General features: G+C 52.2%; 21 protein-coding genes. 9 read left to right on the top strand and 12 right to left on the bottom strand.

The features are described from left to right. Nucleotides 1-165: 165 nt before the first annotated feature. From pdxJ to SQ11_RS07950, 6 genes are all read left to right on the top strand, one after another. On the top strand, nt 166-891 hold the full coding sequence (gene pdxJ, locus SQ11_RS07925; RefSeq protein WP_041513602.1) for a pyridoxine 5'-phosphate synthase: 726 nt from the start codon (nt 166-168) through the stop codon (nt 889-891). Continuing rightward, nucleotides 888-1,265: a holo-ACP synthase gene (acpS, locus tag SQ11_RS07930; RefSeq protein WP_041513603.1), complete on the top strand. Its 378-nt coding sequence runs from the start codon at nt 888-890 to the stop codon at nt 1,263-1,265. Before pdxJ ends, acpS begins: the two co-directional genes overlap by 4 nt. A gap of 10 nt (nt 1,266-1,275) precedes the next feature. After that, the gene (gene nagZ, locus SQ11_RS07935; protein WP_041513604.1) at nt 1,276-2,325 is read left to right on the top strand and encodes a beta-N-acetylhexosaminidase; all 1,050 of its coding nucleotides are present in this window, start codon (nt 1,276-1,278) and stop codon (nt 2,323-2,325) included. A gap of 311 nt (nt 2,326-2,636) precedes the next feature. Beyond that, nucleotides 2,637-3,074, top strand: a complete 438-nt coding sequence (locus tag SQ11_RS07940) for an Hsp20/alpha crystallin family protein (RefSeq protein WP_041513605.1) — start codon at nt 2,637-2,639, stop codon at nt 3,072-3,074. 214 nt (nt 3,075-3,288) lie between these two features. Further along, a complete protein-coding gene (locus tag SQ11_RS16425) occupies nt 3,289-4,335 on the top strand; it encodes a glycosyltransferase (protein WP_052494084.1) in 1,047 nt (348 codons plus the stop codon). Further along, nucleotides 4,329-5,615: an NDP-hexose 2,3-dehydratase family protein gene (locus SQ11_RS07950; RefSeq protein WP_041513606.1), complete on the top strand. Its 1,287-nt coding sequence runs from the start codon at nt 4,329-4,331 to the stop codon at nt 5,613-5,615. Before SQ11_RS16425 ends, SQ11_RS07950 begins: the two co-directional genes overlap by 7 nt. A gap of 83 nt (nt 5,616-5,698) precedes the next feature. Here the strand turns inward: SQ11_RS07950 and SQ11_RS07955 are convergent, their stop codons facing one another. Beyond that, the gene (locus tag SQ11_RS07955; RefSeq protein ID WP_041513607.1) at nt 5,699-7,162 is read right to left on the bottom strand and encodes a DUF4139 domain-containing protein; all 1,464 of its coding nucleotides are present in this window, start codon (nt 7,160-7,162) and stop codon (nt 5,699-5,701) included. Next, nucleotides 7,156-9,753 (bottom strand): glycosyltransferase family 39 protein, encoded by a 2,598-nt coding sequence (locus tag SQ11_RS07960; RefSeq protein ID WP_041513608.1) that lies wholly within the window; start codon nt 9,751-9,753, stop codon nt 7,156-7,158. The genes SQ11_RS07955 and SQ11_RS07960 overlap by 7 nt, the downstream gene beginning before the upstream one ends. 480 nt (nt 9,754-10,233) lie before the next feature. Between SQ11_RS07960 and SQ11_RS07965 the strand changes: the two genes are divergently transcribed. Both SQ11_RS07965 and SQ11_RS07970 read left to right on the top strand, forming a co-directional pair. Beyond that, nucleotides 10,234-10,599 (top strand): exosortase system-associated protein, TIGR04073 family, encoded by a 366-nt coding sequence (locus SQ11_RS07965; protein ID WP_041513609.1) that lies wholly within the window; start codon nt 10,234-10,236, stop codon nt 10,597-10,599. A 333-nt stretch (nt 10,600-10,932) separates the two neighbouring features. Continuing rightward, nucleotides 10,933-11,778, top strand: coding sequence for a phosphotransferase (locus SQ11_RS07970; RefSeq protein ID WP_232297929.1), 846 nt, complete (start codon nt 10,933-10,935; stop codon nt 11,776-11,778). A 109-nt stretch (nt 11,779-11,887) separates the two neighbouring features. Here SQ11_RS07970 and SQ11_RS07975 read toward each other — a convergent pair whose 3' ends face one another. Continuing rightward, nucleotides 11,888-12,319 carry a hypothetical protein gene (locus tag SQ11_RS07975; protein WP_041513611.1) on the bottom strand — a complete coding sequence of 144 codons (432 nt, stop codon included), beginning with the start codon at nt 12,317-12,319 and terminating at the stop codon, nt 11,888-11,890. Nucleotides 12,320-12,826: 507 nt separating this feature from the next. Between SQ11_RS07975 and SQ11_RS07985 the strand changes: the two genes are divergently transcribed. Beyond that, entirely contained in the window at nt 12,827-13,486 is a 660-nt protein-coding gene (locus SQ11_RS07985) for a hypothetical protein (protein ID WP_041513613.1), read from the top strand. A gap of 237 nt (nt 13,487-13,723) precedes the next feature. Here the strand turns inward: SQ11_RS07985 and SQ11_RS07990 are convergent, their stop codons facing one another. From SQ11_RS07990 to SQ11_RS08030, 9 genes are all read right to left on the bottom strand, one after another. After that, nucleotides 13,724-14,434, bottom strand: coding sequence for a PEP-CTERM sorting domain-containing protein (locus SQ11_RS07990; protein ID WP_041513614.1), 711 nt, complete (start codon nt 14,432-14,434; stop codon nt 13,724-13,726). Between the two features lie 294 nt (nt 14,435-14,728). After that, on the bottom strand, nt 14,729-15,526 hold the full coding sequence (locus SQ11_RS07995) for a PEP-CTERM sorting domain-containing protein (protein WP_306463969.1): 798 nt from the start codon (nt 15,524-15,526) through the stop codon (nt 14,729-14,731). A 270-nt stretch (nt 15,527-15,796) separates the two neighbouring features. Continuing rightward, nucleotides 15,797-16,420, bottom strand: coding sequence for a DsbA family protein (locus tag SQ11_RS08000; protein ID WP_041513615.1), 624 nt, complete (start codon nt 16,418-16,420; stop codon nt 15,797-15,799). Between the two features lie 152 nt (nt 16,421-16,572). After that, complete coding sequence (gene typA, locus SQ11_RS08005; protein WP_041513616.1) at nt 16,573-18,387, bottom strand: translational GTPase TypA; 1,815 nt, start codon at nt 18,385-18,387, stop codon at nt 16,573-16,575. Between the two features lie 331 nt (nt 18,388-18,718). Next, entirely contained in the window at nt 18,719-19,018 is a 300-nt protein-coding gene (locus tag SQ11_RS08010; protein WP_041513617.1) for a helix-hairpin-helix domain-containing protein, read from the bottom strand. A 252-nt stretch (nt 19,019-19,270) separates the two neighbouring features. Next, nucleotides 19,271-20,158: a hypothetical protein gene (locus SQ11_RS08015; protein ID WP_041513618.1), complete on the bottom strand. Its 888-nt coding sequence runs from the start codon at nt 20,156-20,158 to the stop codon at nt 19,271-19,273. An 808-nt stretch (nt 20,159-20,966) separates the two neighbouring features. Further along, a complete protein-coding gene (locus tag SQ11_RS08020; RefSeq protein WP_232297930.1) occupies nt 20,967-21,662 on the bottom strand; it encodes a helix-turn-helix domain-containing protein in 696 nt (231 codons plus the stop codon). Between the two features lie 129 nt (nt 21,663-21,791). Beyond that, nucleotides 21,792-22,262, bottom strand: coding sequence for an Rrf2 family transcriptional regulator (locus SQ11_RS08025; protein ID WP_041513655.1), 471 nt, complete (start codon nt 22,260-22,262; stop codon nt 21,792-21,794). 66 nt (nt 22,263-22,328) lie between these two features. Then, on the bottom strand, nt 22,329-22,563 hold a 235-nt coding region (locus tag SQ11_RS08030; RefSeq protein ID WP_041513620.1), incomplete at its 5' end, for a cytochrome c oxidase subunit 3.

Consider the following 22,563-nt stretch of genomic DNA (forward strand, 5'->3'; position numbering starts at 1 on the left):
GAATTCCCTTTCGATCCAAATCCAGCTTCCCCATACATCAAGTAAGTTGTCCGCTTACACAAGCTATTATAGTATAGTGAGTTTCGGGCTCGCTCCGCACATGCCTTGCTCTTGTCATGGCAATCCCTGCCGCATACGATAATTACTGAAAGTCTTACAACCATTATGATCGAACTGGGCGTTAACATTGATCACGTTGCCACACTGCGGCAGGCGCGGGGCACAATTTATCCTAGCCCTGTAGAAGCGGCAATGGTCGCGGAATCAGCCGGAGCGGATGCAATTACCCTGCACCTGCGCGAAGACCGGCGCCATATCCAGGATAAGGATGTGGAAATTCTGCGGGATCTGCTTAAGACCCGCATGAATCTGGAGAGTGCTGTGACCAGCGAAATGATTGATTTTGCGCTGCGCATCAAACCCCAGGACGTTTGCCTGGTGCCCGAGCGGCGGGAAGAATTGACCACTGAAGGGGGACTCGACGTAGTGCGGCATTTCGAACAGGTGAGGCAAGCCTGCGGCAGACTGGCCGAGGCAGGCATTCACGTCTCCCTATTTATCAATGCCGATGCTGCTCAGATCGATGCTGCGGCGCAAACCGGAGCGCCGGCAATCGAGATCCATACAGGTCACTATGCCGATGCGAAAACCACGGGCGAACAACAGAATGAACTCGAGCGAATTCGCGTTGCGGTAGGGGCGGGCATTGACCGAGGACTGAAGGTCAATGCCGGTCACGGGTTACACTATCAGAATGTCCAATCCATCGCGGCGATACCTGATATATCCGAGCTTAATATCGGCCATGCCATCGTTGCCCATGCGCTGTTCGTCGGCTTGGAACAGGCAGTACGGGAGATGAAAAAACTGATGCTGGAAGCGCGTAAATGATTTATGGGATCGGTACCGATCTGGTGGAACCTTCGCGTATCGCTCGCTTGCTCGAGAAGTATGGCGAGCGCTTTGCCAAACGATTGCTCACAGACCAGGAGTGGCCCGAATATCTCAAGAGTAGTCAGCCCGCCATGTTTCTGGCCAAGCGTTTCGCCGCCAAGGAAGCCCTTTCCAAAGCAATCGGTACTGGTATGCGCTACCCGGTGAGTTTGAGCCACATCGCAATATCCCATGACCATCTAGGGAAACCGTATTTTGCATTTCATCCCGCGTTAAGTGCACTGGTCAAAAACGAAGGCATCACCAACCACCACCTTTCCATCAGCGACGAGTTACATCTGGCATGCGCTTTTGTCATATTAGAAAAATAATGGAGTCCTAATGTCGCTCGGACCCATCATGCTCGATATCGAAAGCACGCAACTTACCAACAGCGATAAGAATAGACTCTTGCATCCGCTGGTTGGCGGGGTAATCCTGTTCACGCGCAACTACTCATCCCTCGATCAGCTTAAGCAGCTAACCGCCGAGATCCATGCACTTCGTGCCCCGCCTCTCCTGATCGCGGTGGATCATGAAGGGGGCAGAGTACAGCGTTTTCGTGCAGATTTCACCAGGCTGCCACCTATGCGCGAACTGGGTAAAATATGGGATGAACATCCTGGCAAAGCACGGCATCTGGCGCAGCAGACAGGTTACGTACTGTCAGCGGAATTGCGCGCCGCAGGCGTGGACTTAAGCTTTACGCCAGTGCTGGACATGGATCATGGGCAAAGTTGCGTCATCGGTGACCGTGCTTTTCACCATAAGCCGCAAGGTATCGTCGAATTGGCTCACAGCCTGATGTCCGGACTTAAGCTGGGCGGCATGGCGGCGGTCGGAAAGCATTTTCCGGGGCACGGTTATATTCAGGCGGACTCTCATGTTGAAATACCGGTGGACGAACGCGCTTATTCGGATATCGAAAAAAGTGACCTGGTTCCGTTTCGCAAAATGATTGGCTTCGGACTCGCCGGCATCATGCCGGCGCATGTCAGTTATCCTCAGGTGGATGTGCGCCCCGCTGGTTTTTCCGAGATATGGTTGAAAAAGATCCTGCGTGGTGCACTGGACTTCGAAGGTTGTATTTTCAGCGATGACTTGAACATGGCAGGCGCGGCGGTTGCCGGCAGCGTGCTTCAACGCGCGGAAAGCGCATTGCATGCGGGTTGCGACATGATACTGATATGCAACAACCCGGAAGCGGCGGATACGTTGCTGGCGGAATTATGTTGGGATATTCCGGCCATCAGCGTTGTACGCCTCGTCCGCATGCGTGGACGGCACCATCCTGATTCCCTCGTGAAACTACATGAGAACGCGAACTTCGTGAAAGCGGTGGAAAATATCGCCGGTATCGGACTCAGCAGCGGCGACTTGCCCCTGGTCTAGCAGCCGTCGAACTTAATCCACTATACGGCTCTTTGAGCCAACGCGAGTGCTGGCGGTCAGTTCGAGGCATTTTCGCCGTGTGCCCGGCGTCCATAGACCAAGCTATGGACTTCTCCCAACCGGCAACTTTCTCGCAGACTGCCTCGCCATCATTTCCTATCCTTATGGTTTATCCGGGTTTAATGAAATCGACCGCAAAAAATACCGGAGTCCCGGTTGAAAAAATGGCAAATGGACCTATATTGGTTACTGAGTGCTGATTTCCAGTAATTTCAGCATTAATGCTAACTACTTATTCACATGGAGGTAATATGGCTATTACTCGTTACGAACCGTGGAGTTTACTGAATCAATTACACAAGGAGCTGGATCGTGTGCGCGAGGGTGGCAACGGCGAAGGATCGGCCGCCACCGCCGAGTGGGCACCCGCAGTCGATATTAAGGAAGAAGCCGACAAATTCATCCTGCTGGCGGATCTTCCCGGGGTAAAACCTGAAGAAATCGATGTCAGCATGGAAGAAGGTGTGCTGACGATCAGAGGCGAAAAGAGAACCGAGGCAAAAACCGAGAAAGAAGGCTATAAACGGGTCGAACGCACCTATGGTTCATTTTACCGGCGTTTCAGCTTACCGGATACGGCGAATTCCGATGCGATATCGGCAAAAACGAATCATGGCGTCCTGGAAATCGTCATCCCCAAGCGTGAAGCTGTCCAGCCGAAGAAAATCAGCGTAACTTCTGCGGAATAATGCCTGAGTAAGCGGAAAGGAGCCAAACGAGATCGTGAGGCTCCTTTTTCTGGGTAACTGAAAAGAGATGGACGGTAAAGAGGAAAATCCCTGGCTCTCTCCCTCTTGAAGAAGGATTTTTCCTGATCCGAGGCCTATTTGAATTAAAATATTCCTCCGCAATAAATAGCACTCTATTGCAGAGGATACCTCATAACATCCGGTTCAATTTCGAATGCAGTTTTCCCCTGGGAGGCCGCTGGTTTCCGTCATTCTGCCGTCATTCAATCACGCCGCCTTCGTTAATGAAGCAGTTCAAAGTGTTCTCGATCAGACTTTCCGCGACTTCGAACTGATCGTTGTCGACGATGGCTCCTCCGACGGAACGGCGGATATCGTCGCATCGATTCGCGACCCCCGTTTGACCCTGATTCGTTTATCCGAAAATCGGGCCGTGCACGCACGCAATCTCGCGCTCAGCCGGGCGCGTGGCCAATATGTCGCTTTTCAGAACTCCGATGACATATGGGTTCCAGCCAAGCTGGCTGCTCAACTCGAAGCCATGGAAAGTGCGAGCCACTATATTGCTTGCTTCACCGCGGCGGAAATCGTCGATAAGAACGGACGGCCTGCCAGCGACACCTGGGCAAGCGGGATTTTTACCACCGTTAATCGCTCGGCTACTAACTGGCTTCAGCACTTCTTCGATGCCGGAAACTGCCTGCCGCTGCCTTCGGCAATAGCGCGGCGATCGGAGGTGATCGGATTGGGAGCTTTTCGTCCGAGCTTTGTACAGCTTGGGGATATGGATCTGTGGATTCGGCTCGCCGCGCTGGGTGAATTTTTTATTCTAGCCGAACCGCTGACAAAAATACGCATCATGGAAGGCGCCAATCTGAGCACTCCATCCCTCAGGGGGCACAGGCAGGCGCAGATCGAGTTTGCCACGGTATTGGAGCGGTATACTGAATCGCCTATTCTTGAGCAACTTGACCGCATCTTTCCCGATCTGGCAAAAACACCTGCCTCAGGTGCGAAAAAGATTGCCCTCGCGCTTCGCGCCTGGGGCCGCAATGGCGCTTATTCGCTCTTCGCGGACCGGACCGTGGCGCGGGTTATGGAAAACATGCATGAACGTGCCGATGCCATCGCTGTCCATGGCACTGAATTCATTCATACTTTTCTCGACAGGCGATGCGAATCCGAGTTTATTCAGCACCGTGCTGGAAAACCTCATAGTGGCGGTATTTTCGCACGCTGCCGGGGCATCCTGGGATGGTAAAGTCTGAGCTTCTGACGCAGAAAGAGGAAGTAGCGTCCTGGCTTGACTGGGTGCGTTCAACTGATCGGTTCAAGGTTGCACCGGCGGTGCTTGATCAATCGGATGCGTGGATGCACAAACACGGGACGATCCGGCATGTCTCAGGGCGTTTTTTCGGTATCATCGGCCTGACATGGACAGAAGAAGGAACCCAGCATTGGCAGCCCTTCATCGATCAGCGCGAGATTGGCACACTCGGCTTTATTGTCCGTCGCAGAGGAAAAGAGATCGATCTTCTTACTCAAGCCAAGATAGAGCCTGGTAATGTGGGCATCGTCCAGCTTGCGCCGACTTGCCAAGCGACAGCAAGTAATCGCGAACGTGTTCATGGGGGTGATGCACCCCCTTATTCCGAGTATTTTTTCGGCTCAGCGGGCAATATCATCTCCGATTCCCTTCAGAGCGAGCAGGGTACGCGCTTCTTTGGCAAGCTAAACCGGAATATCCTGATTCTGGATAATCATGTCGAGGTGAAATACGATCAGCATTGCTGGATCCCTTTTAAACTTTTTGGTCAGCTTCTAACTGAAGATTTTCTGGTTAATACCGACGCCCGGTCGGTTCTCTGCACCACGGATTGGAATCATTTTGGGGAACGGCCGCCATTCCAGGGCGAGGATGACTTCTCCCTCGAATTGAATGCCTCGTTCAGCAATCCTGCCCAAGGGAGAGTGATGGATGGTGTCCGCACTACTCTCGCAGAACTCCGAATAAAAGCCCCCGAAGCCGTGATATGCCCGCTTGACACCATGTCGGGGTGGCGCCTGGATGCGTGCAATCCGATGACGATAACGAATGGGCGCCTGTCGATCCGCCATATCCGCGTGCACGCACAAACACGAGAGGTGAACGACTGGGATCAGCCAATTTTTGACAATAATTTCGAGCAAACCATCGACCTCGACTGTGGCCGTACAAACGGCATACTCCGGTTTGCCTTCCGCCCATGCTGGGAACCAGGTCTGCGGGCGATTGCGGAACTCGCCCCAACGAGGATCAGGATCACGGCTTTGCCGGGCGATACCTTACCCGGCAAGGTAAAAATTTCCGTTCGCCAGTCGGACGAAGGTGGACGTTTCTTTCGGGATATTGCCGAGTATCGGATCATAGACACCGGTGAGGCCCAACCCACGAATGGAATTATTTGGCTCACGCTTGCCGAGGTGACTGAACTACTGCCACAAGGAATATTTAACAACGAAGCCCGTAGCGCGATCTCACTGCTCTTGTCGCTGGCGTGAATCCCCGCCGAGAGATCGGATTATTTTCCGGATTTCGGATCCATCGCTCCAATTTCGTGGAAACGGTTATCCGCGAAACACACCTAACCTCTTTCCCTATGCTTGACTCTTACGCGATAAATCAGTGTGGTCTTACCATCCGCGGGGACTGATATCTTCCATTCCGCAATCCCGGAAGCCGCCTTGGTATGAGGCTGCGATTCCGATATCATGGTCCAATCACCCGGTACCGGTTCCCGCACGATCACAGTAACCGCTTCTTTCTTGGCATTCTTTAATACGATCTGATAAGCGGTTTCAAATATAGCGGCATGGCGCCCTTCCCCGCCCAGCCTCTGGAAATCCGTCTGCCTTTTGTCGGCTGTCACATCGAATGCATCACCCAGCTTCAAACGCACAGCCTCATTCCTGGGTGTATGATCAATCTGGTCTTCGCCCACAAACTGGGCATTTCCCTGAGTATCTTTCTTGTAAACGCGGACTATTCCCTTGGGTAGCGGTACGCCCAAGCCTTCGCCCTTATTCTGGAATTCGACAAATACACCCACCTTCAGCTTCTGGCCAATATCGCCGTACTGGCCGAAATAATAATAATTCGCCCCTATCATCAGAAATTCTTTCTTGACAGGCACATTGGTCGCAGACAGCAGCGCCACCTGCTTGGTTTGGTTTTCCGCTAATGTCGTGGGACGCTGTAATGTATACAGATGATACTCAAACAGTGATTCCTGTTTTATCTCCTCCGCCTCGGCCATCTTTGACGCCATTGCCATTACGTCGCGCGATAGGGGAGATGGCTTGCGTACCCGGTTCAAATCCCCGGCCACCAGTTGCAGCTTGGCATTCGGATAAGCTGCTCCACTCTGATTGGTCAAAGTAACCCAGCCATTAAAATCAAGCTGATCATCACGCTCGTTCAGCTCTGCCACATAGTCTGCGTGCCATGACAATCCAGCGGTCAAATAAGAAAGCTCAAGGTTCTGCTCGCCCGCAACAGGGTTAATGAGCGAGACGACCAGAGTCGGCTTATCGCGCAGGTTCCCCGGCACACCGGAGAATGCCAGACGGCCCGGAATACCGGTTTCGATCCGATCACCAAATTTGAGTACGGTGCCGCCACTCGTGGCGAGTACAGTGGCCGTTTCCCTGGTTTCCGCCCCCGTAGCCGGATTGGTGCGAATGACCGTCACGTCCTTGCCAAGATATTTCTCCAGCAGCTTCTCAGGTGTCAGCAGATCAAAATCGAAATTCTGCTCCTGCAGGCGGAACCCTGCGGGATAAGTAAGATTGCGTAATTGCGCCGTTTCGGGGCGCATCCGGGCGGAAACCTCCCGCCAGGCCAGTTTATTGAAATCTCGTTCAAGCTTAACTTTACGTGCGTCCTTTACCAGTGCCAGATCGTCATTGTAAATCGTGACAGCCACCTCTTTTTGTTCCGCAGCGGTGGTCACCTTCTCATCTTCCTGACCTCCGGGCGCCGCAAAGCTATGGGAAGAAGCCATTATCAAGCTCGCTGCTATCATGTTTAATGTCAATATTCTCAGCATTCTTCCTCCAGACATGGTTGATTCGTTTGGCCCAGGTAACCCTGCGCAAGGCGGTAATAGATTTTGCGCAGCGGCTTACCTTCCCGGAAGATCATCCGCTCGAGTATCGGACCAGGTTGCACCAGCATCGGACTAATCTCGTGGCCTTGCCGGTTGCGCTCCAGCTCCTTGGGCACCATACCCACCAGAATGATCGGCCGATCCGTCGGTGGATCCGGTGGATACCAGAAATCATACATGGCAGCCTTGTCGCCGAACAGATTTCGCGAGCGTATATCCATCGGCTCGCCGTTCTCGCTCTTGTTGTAAAAAGCCAGCGAAGTGGCCACCGACCAGCGGCTCATGCCTACCACAATCGGCTTCTGCCCGGTTTGTTGTTGAACCGCTCCCACAATCTGCTCGACTTCATGGGTTGCTTCACGCCAGAAATAATGTTCGCTAAAACCCACGTAGGGTATGCCGGGAATACCGAGCACCACATAATGCAGCGCGAATGCATAGAGAAAAAGGAAAACCGCGATGGTAGGCCTCCAGGCCGCCAGCACACGGCGGGCAGTGGTGCGTAGCGCCGCTCCCTGGCCCATCATCCACGCCATTGTCGGTAGTAGCGCCAGCCATACCGGACCGGTCCAATGAAATTTGGGCGCGCCGAACAGGCTCAAGCAAAAAAATACCGCCAGCGGTACGCCGGTGAATACTCTAACAAACAGGCGGCGCCTGGCCGCACAGGAACCGGTGCGATCATCGCCTCCCCGCCACAGCGCCATGGCTGCAGCCACCAGTCCTACCGGGGTCAGCATCAGCAGCATGTGAAGGAACAACCAATGCAAAGAGAATTTATTGCCTATTCCAGTGGCGCGTTCGGACTGGAACAGAATCGAGACCCAATTATGTTCCATATTCCAGATAATGACGGGCGAGAACATCAGCAGGGCGAGCATGGCTGCGAGGTATGGCTGCGGACGGCGCAGCCAATGGCGCGAGGCGGGATCCAGCATCACGAACAGCAATGCCGCCGGCCCTAGCAGGCCCAGCGTATACTTGGACAGTATACCCAGGCCGAAAGCAACACCCAGGCCCAGCCAGCCCCGGTTACCATCCCCCAGAAGCACTCGTTCCATATAGTATAAGGTAGCGGCCCATGCGGCCATCAGAGGTGCATCCGCTGTCATTAATATGCCCGGGACAAAGCCGAACGGCAGTATGGCCAATAGCAGTACCGCGCGCATAGCGGTCGTTTTATCGTACAGGTTATACGCCAACGCGTATAAATAACCCATGGCGATCAGGCCGCAGATGAAGGCCCCGATCCTGACACCGAACTCGTTATCACCGGCGACGGCGGTACCCAGCCAGATCAGCCATGCCACCATGGGCGGGTGATCCAGAAAACTCAAATCCATGTGCTGTGCATAATTCCAGTAGTAGGCCTCATCTGGAATCAGTTGTGCCTGGCCTAGGTAGATCAGGCGCAGCAGTATGGCAAAGGCGACAATGCCGAGCGAGACGACCCGCCAGCGCATATCCGCCGAGGTAGGGTTTTGCGTGACAGGGAATACATGGAAGGCGGTACCGAGATAATTGATGGCCGCCGTGGCCGCGACAGCGGGAAAAATGGCCAGCATGGGGGGCATATGCCAGCCATAGACCAGCAATGCCAGAACTCCGCCGCGCATCAGCAAGGCGAACAACCCCACCGTGAGGAAGCGGCCAAAATGAGGCCATCGAGGATAGTCTGCGTGGAGCGAGCGGAAGGCCCATTTCGAGTTGAGCGAATAGTTCACTGCGGCGGCGGCAAAGAAACTCACTATATGTGCCAGCGCGAGACCGGCGCCGCGGTTCATGAGCCACTGGAACAGCAGGATGTCGATAGCGATACCCAGCAACCCCACCGCCGCAAACCGGCCGGCGCTGCCGAAGGAAACCGTGCCGCCGGCCAGCGTCATCAGGCGTTGCAGATACATCCATTGATGATGGAACGACAGCTTGGAAGTACCGTGGGTGCGATCACGAAAAGAGATGGGCACTTCCACGACGCTGAGTTTGCCCTGGCCGGCCACGAGCAGTTCGAGCAGTATCTTGCATCCGCATGCATGCTCGGCGATAGTCGCCGCCAGTTCCCGGCGAAAGGCAAAGAATCCGGAGGTTGTGTCGCTCACATCGCCGAGAGGGCGGGCAATCCAGTCGCCCAGGCGCGACAGCCATTGACGATGCAGTGGCCATCCCTCGGTGCCACTACCCGGGACATGGCGGCTGCCAATGGCTACGTCGTGGCTTCCATCCAGCACCGGCGCCACTACGGCGGGCAACTGCTCGGGCGAGTGGCTCAAGTCTGCATCCATTATGACGATGACCTCGCCGCGCGCCAGCGCCACGCCGGCCAGAATCGAGCCTGTCAGATCCGACTTTTCCCGACGCACAACCAGTCTCACGTTCGAGCGTCCTTCCCAGGCGCGTACCTTGTCGGACGTCCCATCGTGCGAACCATCGTCAACAAAAATGACTTCAAAACTATCCGCCAGATCCAAAGCAAACAGGCGAGTCAATAAAGGATCGATATTATCTGCTTCGTTAAGCGTGGGAACCACCACGGAGAATCGTACAGTGCTGGCTATAGCTGCGTTGGACAGGCTAGATGACGTTGACGAGAGAGGATGTAAAGATAGAAAATGAGTTGTATCCGGCAATTTTATTAAAATGGATTTAGATAATGATTACGACGGGGATGTTTCTCGTTTTTTAACAACAGATCGAACCGCATGTTCCAAAAGCCCGATATTAAGTTATCAATCGAAGGGTAGCACAATTCTTCAATCGGGGTGCGGCTGAGAATACTGATGGACAGGATTATACGGAGACTTTGTAAAGGGTTTGTGATTGATAACGCAAACTATCCGGTACAGTTGATTCGCATAAATTCTCTCCAGTGGCCGGATCTTCCCAATGTGCCTCACACATAGAAAAATGACATTGGACGGCAATTTTGAATATCCAGAGCTGCCCATATTTCGCTATGGTGTGCTAGTATAAGAATGGATTTAATTTAATTTAATCTACTTTAGGGAGGTTCCATGAAAAATATGTTGAAACCATTGCTGGTGATATCCGCGCTATTCTTCTTCTCATCCCAGGCGGCAATGGCTGCAAGTTATCCAGAGAAAGTAGGTGACAAACTTGCGCACGGCCTTGCCAATACAGTCACCGGTATTGGGGAAATTCCCAAGAACATAATAATAAACAGCAATCAGAAAGGCCCTGCGTATGGGATCCCGGTTGGATTTCTGACGGGTATTGTACATGGGATTGGACGTACATTAACCGGAGCGGTAGACCTGGTTACATTTGTCATTCCCACCAAACCCATAATTTATCCAGACTATATCTGGAAAGATTTCGATAAGGAAACGCATTACCACCCTGACTGGAAATTGCAATAACCCACCAGGGGGAGTGCGGGCTCGCCTGCTTAATTTCATAAAAAGGGAGCCTTACGGCTCCCTTTTTTTGCATCGATACCGTGTCTTGCATGGTAGAACTGTGTGGCAATGGAACGTAATATTCTTGCATACCGTCCCAGTGACCTAACCGCTCGTTGGGCGCAACGGGTGATTAACAATCACTATTCCAATGTAATTGTGTCGAATGTTGCCATCGTTTCTGTCCATGTGGGTACCACAACGCGAATCCGTCTCTCAGTTGAACACAATGGACCGGAAAACCTCCCCAAACAATGGTTTGTAAAGTTGCCATCACTAGCCTGGCGCGCGAGGATGATTACCGCTTTACCGAGGCTGTTGCATACCGAGGTGCGTTTTTATAATGAGGCAGCCCAAACCGTGCCTGTCGCCGTACCGGGAATCCTGGCGGCGCAAAGCAAACCTGGCAGGGGGGCAATACTGGTACTTACCGATATCACGGAGTCTGGCGGAATTGCCGGCAATCCGGACGACACCCTGACGGTGGAACAAGCTGAGCTGGTGGTTAAGCAACTCGCCCGCTTTCATGCCCACTTCTGGGATAAGGCGGATCTCGCAAGAACCTATTACTGGCTGGCCGGTCCCGTCCGCCGCCTCGAAGACTATTTGGGCACAGCGCTGGCGGTACCGTTGATGAAACGTGGATTACGTCAAGCGGGTAAACTCATACCTCCGCCTCTCCATGCGCCGGCTGTTCACTATGCGCGGCATCGCCGCCGAGTAATGCATTTTCTTTCGAATACATCCCAGACACTGGTTCATCACGATTGCCACCCCGGTAACCTGTTCTGGAGCCAATCTCAACCTGGCCTCCTTGATTGGCAACTCGTCCGCATTGGCGAAGGAATCGGCGATATTGCCTATTTCCTGGCTACCGCACTCGACCCCAAGATCAGGCGGCTGCATGAAGCAAATCTATTGGCAATGTATGTGAAAGCACTTTGGGATCACGGAATCACAGGCATCGACCCCCGAAATCTTCTGCAGAGATATCGCGCCCACCTTACGTACCCTTTCGAAGCGATGGTGGTATCCCTTGCAGTCGGTGGGATGATGAAGTTGGAAAGCAATCATGAACTCATCCGCCGAACCGCCGCCGCTGTCGAAGATCTCGATGCCTTTTCCGCTATTCCGATATGATATATTTCTTTCCAGGCCAAACAATTCAGGCAACCTGCCGGACTTAGAGAATCAAAGTCGAAAAGCGCGATTAGGCGAGAATAGATTTTTCAATTCATGAAGCATCCAGCTAGTATCCTTGGCCGCCCATGCCTGAGCCCGGATTATTCATACCAGGGTTGACCATTCCGGGATTGCTGATTCCAGGAGAAGAAGACTGACCGCTGAATTTTTCCCTTCCTGCGGCCGCCTCCGCATTGATCTTCTGGGATGCCTCACGATATCGCGTTTGTTGGGCATTCGCGGAATTTGCTATAGCCGCAGTGTCGGCATTGGCTTCCTTGATCATGCACTCGTCGTAAGACTGAACCTGTTTCTGCCACTCGTTCACCGCCGAGATACTCTTATTAATGGCATCGACATTGCTTGAATCAACGGCTGGCGCTTCAGATAGCGTGCCACATCCGCTTGGTGACCAGTTTCCGTCATTCAAGGTACCGGCATTCGCAGCAAACACGACGGTAAGCAGGGCAGGAGCAACAAGAAGGGCAATTCGCTTCATGGTATATCTTCCTCTATCGATTTGTAGATTATAAAAATAACAATTTCTCGGAACGTATTCCGCATTATTACTTTGTTACCCTGCTCCTTCGATATACTGGCAGCTGGATCTTTTAAAATCGCTGAACAGCGTACTACGTCCGCAACCGGGTGTCGAGAGGTCGGTTGCGATTTTCCAATATGATGGCTGAACGCGCACGCTGCGCGTTTTGCCGCAAATTGCGCTAAACTGTAACAATTCGAACTGGATTACTGTTTAATTTGTGATTCGATCAAGAATCGTTTCAGGAAACTCATTTGTCAAATTTGAGACTATGATTTGCAGAGAAGTTTTGCGCTACTTGACTCTCATCGTTTGGGTAAATACGCTGCGGGGTGGGGTACACGGTTTTTGCGGCACAGGGCACGTTGGTCGCAACGCCTTGGAATGGAATGGCCATTCCACGTTGCGCCTTGATGTATATCCCAAAACCGCGCACTTCACGCTGTCCAACTACCGGATAGAATAATGACGGATACACTCAGGAGCAGGCTTGAAATAATTGATGCTGATTGTGAAAGCGCAATGAGAATTGAACTCGATAAGCTGTACGATAACGCATATTACGACGGCACGAAATTTCACATCCCTTCTCCCCAGGCGGTCGAGGCTATCTGGCTCAAGCTTATCGCCAGAAAGGAACAAGAGTTTATTCAGGAACTGGCATCGGCCCTAAAATCGCGAACCGCTATCCTGAGCAAGAATGAGGCATCCACCGTTGAGGGAATGATCGATGAAATATTTGCGGATGATCGATACCTGGAGCGGATGCAGGATTTTTATCGGGAGATGACAAAAAAAGCACTGATTCATGAATCCTCTTTCGATATGGATACCAAGCGACTGGAACTTCTCGATTCTACGTACCGCATGGGTGCCACCAACGCGCTCCGCAAAGCACGACGTAATATCCTCGCGGAATTAGAACCCTACACGCAGCCCGGCGCGCCGGACGATCCTGGATTTTTATCCCAATGGCGGCACTATTCCAATCTAAGTCCATTGAGATCCATCACTACAGTCGTTCTGCTAAGCTTAACGTCCTATCTAATTGCCGCTATCATCACAAGCGAGACATTCCAAGGATTGCTGGAACGTTTTGGCTGGTCTGCCGGAACCGGTTTGTAAAGCCTGCGGTAACTTTGATGCAGCGTTGGCACGCTGACATGGTCACGGTTTAGCGCCGTTCACTAGAGGATAAGTCCGTATCCGTCGTCTTGGCTTTTCGCGTCGATATGCCAGAAGCAAGTGCGCTATCAGCACTAGCAGGTATGACGGGTCTGTTCCGGTACCAACATCGTCATACAAACAACCCGCCGGGCAAGATATCTGGCAGGCTGTTCGGAAAGCTTCAGTTTGATTGGGTCAGCTACTTTTGCGTTTACGTTGCGCACCGAGACCGAGCAGTCCAACACCCATAAGCGCGAGCGTAGCGGGTTCTGGAACGGAATTTTGCGGAAGTTCTGCAGGGGGGTTACCGGTTTCGGCGCTCCCGACATATTTTACAGAATTGCTGCCACCCGATCCGGCGCCAACTTGCTGAACATGCACCATCGCCAGGGAAGAGGGACCGCTGCCTGAAACGGAACCAATAAAATCGTTTATCTGGACATTGCTGATTGTCCACGTAGTGACTTCACCATCCAGAAACCGTTGGGAAGCCTTTGTAGGAAAATCCAGCTCCAAATAAAAATCGTAACCTGCATTCTTACCCGGCGGATTTATGTCGAAATCACTCGCGACGATTGATTGGGTCCCTCCAAAATTCGAGAATGAAGCGCCACTGAGGGCCGTGGCTCCACCGTAGGAAAAAAGAAGTTGAGATATAAAGGCATCATCCCCGATTCCGCCCGAAAGATTATTCACCGAATTGACAAAACTGAAGTCTACATTCGATCCATTCTGAGTCAGGGTCAGGGTAGCGACTGTGGCATTACCCGACACCGTGCTACCCGTCACATACGTATTAATGTCAATCGATAGTGCTGAGGCTGATAAAGGTGCAGCCATAATTCCAAGCCCTATCAGCATGCTCGCAGTAAGTTTTTTATCTGTCGCAATCCGGTTAAATTTCATGACTCCCTCAATAGATTAAAAGTTGAATTTTTGCTTTTATTCCGTTTACAATAAACAATTAAAGCAATTACCATGCCATGTTTCAATATATTGATTATTAATAAAATATCTATACAGTACAAAAAAATGTAAATTCTATCGTCATCACTCTGTTTTTATTTGCTTCGACAATAAATACTATGGCCGGGATGCCACAGTGCCGTAACGCCCTTAACAGAAAAAGGGGGATATAAGATTTAGCAAAAACAAACCCCGCCACAAGGACGGGGTATATAAAAACGACAGATAACCAGGTTAGGTGCTTTGTTTGCCACGCCTGCGTTTTGCAACAAAACCTATCAACCCAAGGCCTGCCAGTAACATGGCATAGGTTTCCGGTTCCGGAACGACACTGACGGGTGTTTGCGTCAGAGTGAAGGTATACGTGTTTCCTGCGCCTGGATCGAACATTTTCAAATTAAATCTTGCGTTCGCGGCCTCTCCGGCAGCCAATCCTTCGGTGAAATTCAGATCACGCGGACCGGTGTGGTGGAAAGACCCTGGTTGAGTCACAGAAGGCGAATCAAGCAGAAAACTCCCAAGTGTGGATGATTTGAAGTTGGTAAACACCACACCATTGCCCTTGGCATCGGCTGGCTCAGTAATACTCCAATAAAAATTAGTAAACGGCGAGGAGGTATGGTTGATGATCAATCCCGTCACATCATAGGCACCCCCATTGCCCGTACCGTGCGCTATCGTAAACGTCAGCGTAATCGGGGCAGTACTGGAAAAGGCATTGGAAAAATCCAGCGTATTGGGATTAATGGAATTGCTGATAACAGCAAATGACTCCAAGCCCGGCCCGCTTGCCGTGATACCGGTAATGATACCCGAGGCGGTTGCGGTGGAAACCGTTCCCGCTAATGCTAAAGCCGCCATAACAGATTTCGACAAAATATTCATATTATTTATATCCCTCTTATCAATATCACCGAACTGCGGGCGGGTCAGATAGTTACCCGTTATAGCACCACTGAACTCACGTCGCAGAACTCGGGAAAAATCATTGGATACAGGGAATAAAGCAATTATCATGCCAGGAACGAGCATTCTTCATGAGTAGGAAAATGCAATAAAAATCTCGCGAAGATAACTTTTTTTGGTTCGGCAGATACGCGAGCGGAGTGGACGTATAGCCCAAATACTTGAATTAAAATATATATTAATTAGAACTTTGACTCGGTCGACGTTATCTTCTTACCCATGTTTACAAATAATGGTTGTCGAAAAATATTACCGCGTTGATCCGATAGCGGCGGGTATGGTTACAACATCACAGGAAATAAGTCTTGCTGGCCAGATCGGTCTGAAATAGAGGCACTATCTCTTCAACCATTCGTCGAGCTTCGGACGCAATTCTTCAAACGGACAATAGCCGTTGGTAAGTACACTATAGCTCGTTGCATCCTGCATAATCGTGGTAGGGAAACCGTGCACACCCCATTGACGCACTTTTTGAAAATGGTCAAGAGTTTGGTGCTTTGCAGTATCAGATTCGAATACCCGCGAAAAATAGCCTGCATTCAATCCCACATCTGCAGCTAATCGCGTCAGCACAACAGCAGTGGTTACATCCTGCTGTTCCACATAAAAGGCGGATTGTACCGCCTTGAAAAATGGAAAGACCGTATGGGAATCAATGATGGATGCCGCGACGACACCGCGGCTGGCGGGCTCGGTATTGTAGATGAATCCTGTCGGCATTGCCCCCTCGAACTTGAATGGCTGACCCGTCCGACGTTGCACCGCGTGCCAATGCCGCAATATTTCCTCGCGTTGCGTGGAAGGCATCGGGTCTTTCGTACCCGGCCGCAACCCTCCCAGCAATAACTCCACTTTCAGAGGGGCTCCATACTCGCGACGTATCGCCTCGATCACAGGCGAGAAACCCCAGCACCAGGAACACATGGGGTCAGCGATATACCAGAGCGTTTTTTCGTTCATAGTGGGACGCTTTCTCCACCCGCCCAGCTCGACCGGCGGAAGAAACTATAGCCGCGCTATTGCCTTGCAAGCGGGAACCCGTGGATACCGAGGAGCGGATTCAGGTCTGACCCCCAATCCACTCCGCCCAGAAAGCCGTCTGCTTCGTGAAATTATGCCGCAGCCCGCGAAGCTTTCTTGCGTTCGTGTTCCTGCAGAAAACGCTTGCGGACACGAATGGTTTTTGGCGTAATCTCCACCAATTCATCGTCAGCGATGAATTCGATCGCGGATTCCAGCGTGAGTTGAATGGGCGGGGTCAGGGTCACGGCCTCGTCGGTTCCCGAGGCGCGTATATTGGTGAGCTGCTTTCCCTTGATGGGATTGACGACCAGATCATTATCGCGGCTATGGATGCCGATCACCATGCCTTCATACAAGCGATCGCCGGGGCTGACAAACATGCGTCCGCGTTCCTGCAATTTCCATAGTGCGTAGGCGACAGCCTCGCCCTGTTCCGCCGAGATCAGTACGCCATTGCGGCGCGCGGCGATTTCCGGCCGCATGGGCGCATATTCATCGAATACATGACTCATGAGGCCTGTGCCCCGTGTCATGGTCATGAAGTCGGATTGAAAACCGATCAGGCCGCGCGCAGGAATACGGTAATCCAGCCGCACTCGCCCACGCTCATCCGAAACCATGTCCTGCAAATCGCCGCGGCGCGCGCCCAGCGCCTCCATAACCGCGCCTTGATGCGCCTCTTCGACATCGACCGTGAGCATTTCGAATGGCTCGCATTTGACGCCATCTATTTCGCGAATCACCACATGCGGACGGGACACCGCCAGCTCATAGCCTTCGCGCCGCATGCTTTCGAGCAAGATGGTAAGATGCAGTTCACCCCGCCCGGAAACCAGAAATGAATCGGTATCACTGGTATCCTCCAGCTTCATCGCAACGTTGGTAAGCAATTCCTTCTCGAGGCGCTCGCGCAATTGCCGGCTGGTAACGAATTTTCCTTCTTTTCCGGCAAAAGGTGATGTATTCACTTGAAAATTCATTGTCAGCGTGGGCTCGTCTACCGTGGACATCGGCAATGCTTCGGGCTGATCAATATCAGCCAAAGTCGTACCGATACCCAGTTCCTCGACGCCATTGATCAAAACAATGTCGCCCGCCAGCGCCTCGTCCATCTGCACGCGTTCGATGCCACGGAAGCCCAACACCTGGTTGACCCTGGCTTTCTTCGGCGCACTACTTCCCGCCAGTACCATCACGTCCTGTCCAGGCTTGAGGCGGCCCCGGCCGATGCGGCCAATACCGATACGCCCGACAAAACTGGAATAATCCAGCGCACTGATCTGCAGCTGCAGCGGTTCCTCCGGATTGCCGATGGGCGCCGGAACGTACCTGAGTATGGTGTCAAACAGCGGGCGCATATCGGTAGTGGCTTGTTTCAAATCCATCATGGCGTAACCGTTGAGTGCCGAGGCATAGATCACCGGGAAATCCAGTTGCTCTTCATTAGCACCCAGTTTGTCGAACAAATCGAAGGTGTGATTCACCACCCAATCCGGACGCGCACCGGGACGGTCGATCTTGTTGACCACTACAATGGGGCGCAATCCGAGCGCCAGTGCCTTTTTGGTGACGAAACGAGTTTGCGGCATGGGACCCTCGACCGCATCCACCAGCAGCAGTACCCCATCCACCATCGATAGCACGCGCTCCACCTCGCCGCCAAAATCGGCATGGCCGGGGGTGTCCACAATATTGATATGCACGCCTTCGTAGTCCACCGCACAGTTCTTGGCAAGTATGGTGATGCCGCGCTCGCGCTCAATATCGCTGGAATCCATCACTCGCTCGGCAATGTGCTGGTGCGCGGCGAAAGAACCCGCCTGATGCAGCAGTTTATCCACCAATGTGGTCTTGCCGTGATCGACGTGGGCGATGATGGCGATATTGCGAATGGATCTTGGCATGCGGAAATCCTTGGTCGGAAAGGCAAAAGGGCAGGATTATATCAGGTAGCCGGGAAGTTTGTCCGTATCATGTACGAACGCATGGATGCCCGGTTAGTTCAAAAAAAATGGGGGGTCGATATATGAATCAATCGGTTCATCCAGACTCCTTCCGACATGCGGATAGCGGCAGGATAACCTTTATACTCGTCTACTGTTTCAATCGGATTACCGGATACAAACAAAAACCCCGGGTAATCCGGGATTTTTGTCGCAAAAAGCGGGAATTGGGCCAAAAATCCGTACTCCCGTCCGCCTTTGCAGTTGATTTTTCTTCTGGTTCAACCTTCTCTTATTTGCTTGCAGGCCTGGCTTCGTTTCTGAGCACAGTGGGGCCGGTAAGCGTAATATCCTTGCGGAGCTGTTGCATATCCACGGTATGGCTGTTAACGCCTTCAACCTTTTGGAGATCATCCGTCGACTTGAATGCGCCCGCCTTTGAACGGTAGTCGATGATCGCCTTAGCTTTGGTGGCGGTGATGCCTTTGAGAGTCTGAAGCTCGGCTTGAGTAGCGGTATTGATGTTGACGGCTGCGCAAACGGTACCGGTAAACGTCAGCAATGTGACAATGGCAATAAGCGGTTTTTTCATGGGTTCTCCTCATGTTAGAAATAAACGGCATGTAACGGAAACTCTTGTCGAATCATAAACATACCTGACGGCTCAATCTTCATCCAAGACCGGTGCCGAAGAGCATTGGAGCAAGACCCGCATGGCTCACCTTCGCGCCAGCATCGTTCCTGGCTTACGCTCCGACGAAGGAATGCGGCTTGCATAGCGTGGCTTTTCGGCAGGTTGCCAGGTTCTGTCTTCATTTTTGTCCGCGTTCCAGAATCGATAGCTTTAGAAGCCGACTCCAAGGTAACCACCGGCAGTCACGCCATCGATTTTGATGCCGTCATTTCTGCCACTGGTCAGGTGATAACGGGCATCAACGCCCACAAACAAATCTTTCCAGATTCTGTAATCGGCGCCGGCACCAAACATGACCCCGGGGACCAATACCGTAATGGACTCGGATGGAGGGCTGATCACATGAATACCCAGGCCTGCGGGGATAATCCAGGGTCTGAATCTGGAGCCCTCCAGAAATTTGATTTTCGGCGCGGCCGTCAGCGTAAACTGACTGACATTTACGCCAGCTCCTGAAACGGGCAGCGCGTTGCCTCGTACCTTGGAACCATATTCCTTGTATTCGAACATCACCTCAGACATGACACTCGTTTTGGGCATCAAACCCCAGGCATCGTTTGTCAGGTTAAAGTCAAAACCCGCTCCGATATACCATGCATCTCTATCCGCCTGCCCTCCGGCACCGCCAAGACCGCCACTTTGTATGGATACGCCGTTACGGAGCTCATTGCTGTGTGCAAAACCACCGCGAAAAAACAGCATATGCGATTTGCTGTCTGGCCGTTTTCCTACCGATGCGGCCACCTCTTCGATTTTCGTAACGTTCTGCGCTTCCAGAACTTGCCGTTTCTCCATCGAAACCGACCTTTCTTCCATTTCCATAAGCTTCTGCGTATCCCGGGCGGACTCGGATTTCAGCTGGTTCAGTTCACTCCGGATAGCTTGCATACTGGCTTCCAGTTGCTTGAGTGAACGTTCCAGGGCCTCGGTTCTTGCATCCTGAGCCGAAGCCTGCGGAACAGCCATTACCATGACAATGGCAAGCGAAGCGGCCGCAACATTGACGATCAGCCGCGTCTTGTCAAAGAAATGTTTCATCCAATTTTTCTCCATGGTTATATCGAATTCTTTCGGTCACTGATTCAGCCGTAGCGGCGGCGGAAAACTCCAGACAAGACGGCAAATTGCAGGTTTTTTCATGATGTGCCGGACATTCGGGTGCCACCAGAACCAATCCTCGCCAATCTCGATGAGATGGGCCGCTGCCAGCGGTGGCGAACGAAAACCCGGATGGGAAAATCATGGGCTCTGGTTTATTCAAATTGCATTACGACGAAAAATTACGGATTTAAGAATTAAAGATAATCGGATTCATATATCCGATAGCTAATGATATGGCGCCCCAGGAAATAAAAACCTGACGGACGTCATCTTCTATTTGGTCTTTTGGGGGGAAAGGTTTACCGGTCAACATTGCCTTTTAACGAGGGAGACAGAGCTTGACCGGTTCAGGGCTAAGGAGCCCTTAAGGTTTCCACATTGCCGATTGCGGCGCTATCCTGTGGAAAGTGGACTGGGGGTGCAGGAACCACGGAAGATAAGGAGGGATGGCGGGAATATACGGGGTTGATTTCCCTTGCTACAGTGCAACGGAAACTTACAAGGCGGCCCACCCGCAAAACATGGTGGGCAAAGCTGCGACACGGAAATGCCTGCTCAGGATTCCCCTGGACAAATCCAGACAGCCCGTGCGCTTTCTTCGCTTATTTGGCTTACTTGGCTCTAACCCGAGTGGGAACTCTAGCTGCCGGGCGCATATCGCAGAGAGGGGAAACCAACGAGTATCGTCACAGAATGAAAGAAATCCCCTGGAAGGCAGGAATAGGTTCTTGTGAAAATTTGTGGATCAGGCTTGAAGAGGCGTGATAACCGCGCTCTGCGAGCTTGGCGTTAACCGGCTGGCGATCTGCCGCAAGCGCTTCAGGTCATTGAGCCGGATATGCCTGCATTCGCAACTGATGAGTCCCTCATCCTGAAACCGGGTAAATACCCGGCACACCGTCTCCTCCGCGATTCCCAGGTAATCGCCAATATCACTGCGGGACATGCTCAGGTTAAATTCGATAGCTGAACAATGGCGCTGCGCGAATTGCTGCGACAGGTTGAGTAAGAAAGCGGCAAGACGCTCATCGGCATTGTGTTTGCCAAGCAGCAGCAGCAATTCCTGGCCGTGGCGGATTTCCGCGCTCATGATCTTGAAGATTTCGTACTGGATGGCAGGGTCTTCCCTGGCCAATTCCTCGAAACGATCGACTGAAACTTCGCAGACGGAAGTGACCCCTGTTGCCCGGGCCTCGCAGTTATGTTGCCGATTCCCGATGGCGTTCAGGCCCAGCAATTCTCCCGCTACATGAAAACCCATCACCTGAACTTGCCCATCTTCATTACTGATGCAGGTTTTAACCGATCCCCCGCGAATGACGTAGATATACTCGAGGGATTGTCCCATGTGATACAGGACTTCACCACGTTTAAACACCTGCTTCTTTTTGACCACACGCTCGAGTAACGATGAATCACCGGTCTTCAGCCACAAGGACATGCATAACTGGTAAGCACCGCAATTTCTGCAATCGATCGGCACGCCTGCCGGTTCTGTGGTGACGGGTAGCATTTTTAGCGCACGCTCTGGCATATGAGGACCTATTGGCAATAAATTAGGAATCTCAATCTATGTGGGGAGCTTCAGGTCTCCCAGAACCGCCCCGGGGAAATCCGTCAATTGGTACTCACCGCTCGCCACCATCGCGGCAAGCATTTCCAGCGTCTGGTTTTGCAACAGCTTCACGATTTCCTGCTTGATCGGCCACCATTTGGTATGCATTGGGCAGGCGGTCTTGTCGCTGCAAACCTTGAGTCCCAGCACGCAGCCTTCCGTGAACTCCGGCCCCTCGGTAAGTCTGACGATTTGCATCAGATTGATTTTATCGCTATTTTCCCGCAGGCAGAAGCCGCCTTGCTTGCCACGAAAAGAATACAACAGATTACCCTTGCACAATTCCTGCAGAATCTTGGCAAGATAGGTGGAGGGCGAATTGAGGTGGTCGGCAATGGTACGATTCAATACCGCTACACCGGGGGGTTGCGTGGCCATGTAAATAAGTGCCTGAATAGCATATTGAGTTGTACGGGACAGGATCATTGCGGAAATATCGCGCAAGCGCTGTAATTATTAGAACAAATTCCGGACATGAAATTCCATCATTCCTCACACGAGCCAATAAACAAAGATAAACAGTCCCAGCCAGACCACGTCCACAAAGTGCCAGTACCAGGCGACCCCTTCAAAGCCAAAGTGATTCTCGGGCGTGAAGTGGCCCGCCATGACCCGAAACCATATCACCAGCAGCATGATGGAGCCCAGTGTCACATGGAAGCCGTGAAAACCGGTCAGCATGAAAAACGACGCACCATAGGCGCCCGTCGTCAGCTTGAGGTTGAGG

This window comes from Nitrosospira sp. NpAV (genome assembly GCF_000832065.1).
Lineage (GTDB): Bacteria > Pseudomonadota > Gammaproteobacteria > Burkholderiales > Nitrosomonadaceae > Nitrosospira.

Coding starts and splice junctions, on each gene's coding strand:
- pdxJ (WP_041513602.1), top strand. CDS start 166: ATGATCGAACTGGGCGTTAACATTGATCACGTTGCCACACTGCGGCAG.
- acpS (WP_041513603.1), top strand. CDS start 888: ATGATTTATGGGATCGGTACCGATCTGGTGGAACCTTCGCGTATCGCT.
- nagZ (WP_041513604.1), top strand. CDS start 1,276: ATGTCGCTCGGACCCATCATGCTCGATATCGAAAGCACGCAACTTACC.
- SQ11_RS07940 (WP_041513605.1), top strand. CDS start 2,637: ATGGCTATTACTCGTTACGAACCGTGGAGTTTACTGAATCAATTACAC.
- SQ11_RS16425 (WP_052494084.1), top strand. CDS start 3,289: ATGCAGTTTTCCCCTGGGAGGCCGCTGGTTTCCGTCATTCTGCCGTCA.
- SQ11_RS07950 (WP_041513606.1), top strand. CDS start 4,329: ATGGTAAAGTCTGAGCTTCTGACGCAGAAAGAGGAAGTAGCGTCCTGG.
- SQ11_RS07955 (WP_041513607.1), bottom strand. CDS start 7,162: ATGCTGAGAATATTGACATTAAACATGATAGCAGCGAGCTTGATAATG.
- SQ11_RS07965 (WP_041513609.1), top strand. CDS start 10,234: ATGAAAAATATGTTGAAACCATTGCTGGTGATATCCGCGCTATTCTTC.
- SQ11_RS07970 (WP_232297929.1), top strand. CDS start 10,933: ATGATTACCGCTTTACCGAGGCTGTTGCATACCGAGGTGCGTTTTTAT.
- SQ11_RS07975 (WP_041513611.1), bottom strand. CDS start 12,319: ATGAAGCGAATTGCCCTTCTTGTTGCTCCTGCCCTGCTTACCGTCGTG.
- SQ11_RS07985 (WP_041513613.1), top strand. CDS start 12,827: ATGACGGATACACTCAGGAGCAGGCTTGAAATAATTGATGCTGATTGT.
- SQ11_RS07990 (WP_041513614.1), bottom strand. CDS start 14,434: ATGAAATTTAACCGGATTGCGACAGATAAAAAACTTACTGCGAGCATG.
- SQ11_RS07995 (WP_306463969.1), bottom strand. CDS start 15,526: ATGCTCGTTCCTGGCATGATAATTGCTTTATTCCCTGTATCCAATGAT.
- SQ11_RS08000 (WP_041513615.1), bottom strand. CDS start 16,420: ATGAACGAAAAAACGCTCTGGTATATCGCTGACCCCATGTGTTCCTGG.
- typA (WP_041513616.1), bottom strand. CDS start 18,387: ATGCCAAGATCCATTCGCAATATCGCCATCATCGCCCACGTCGATCAC.
- SQ11_RS08010 (WP_041513617.1), bottom strand. CDS start 19,018: ATGAAAAAACCGCTTATTGCCATTGTCACATTGCTGACGTTTACCGGT.
- SQ11_RS08015 (WP_041513618.1), bottom strand. CDS start 20,158: ATGAAACATTTCTTTGACAAGACGCGGCTGATCGTCAATGTTGCGGCC.
- SQ11_RS08020 (WP_232297930.1), bottom strand. CDS start 21,662: ATGTCCTTGTGGCTGAAGACCGGTGATTCATCGTTACTCGAGCGTGTG.
- SQ11_RS08025 (WP_041513655.1), bottom strand. CDS start 22,262: ATGATCCTGTCCCGTACAACTCAATATGCTATTCAGGCACTTATTTAC.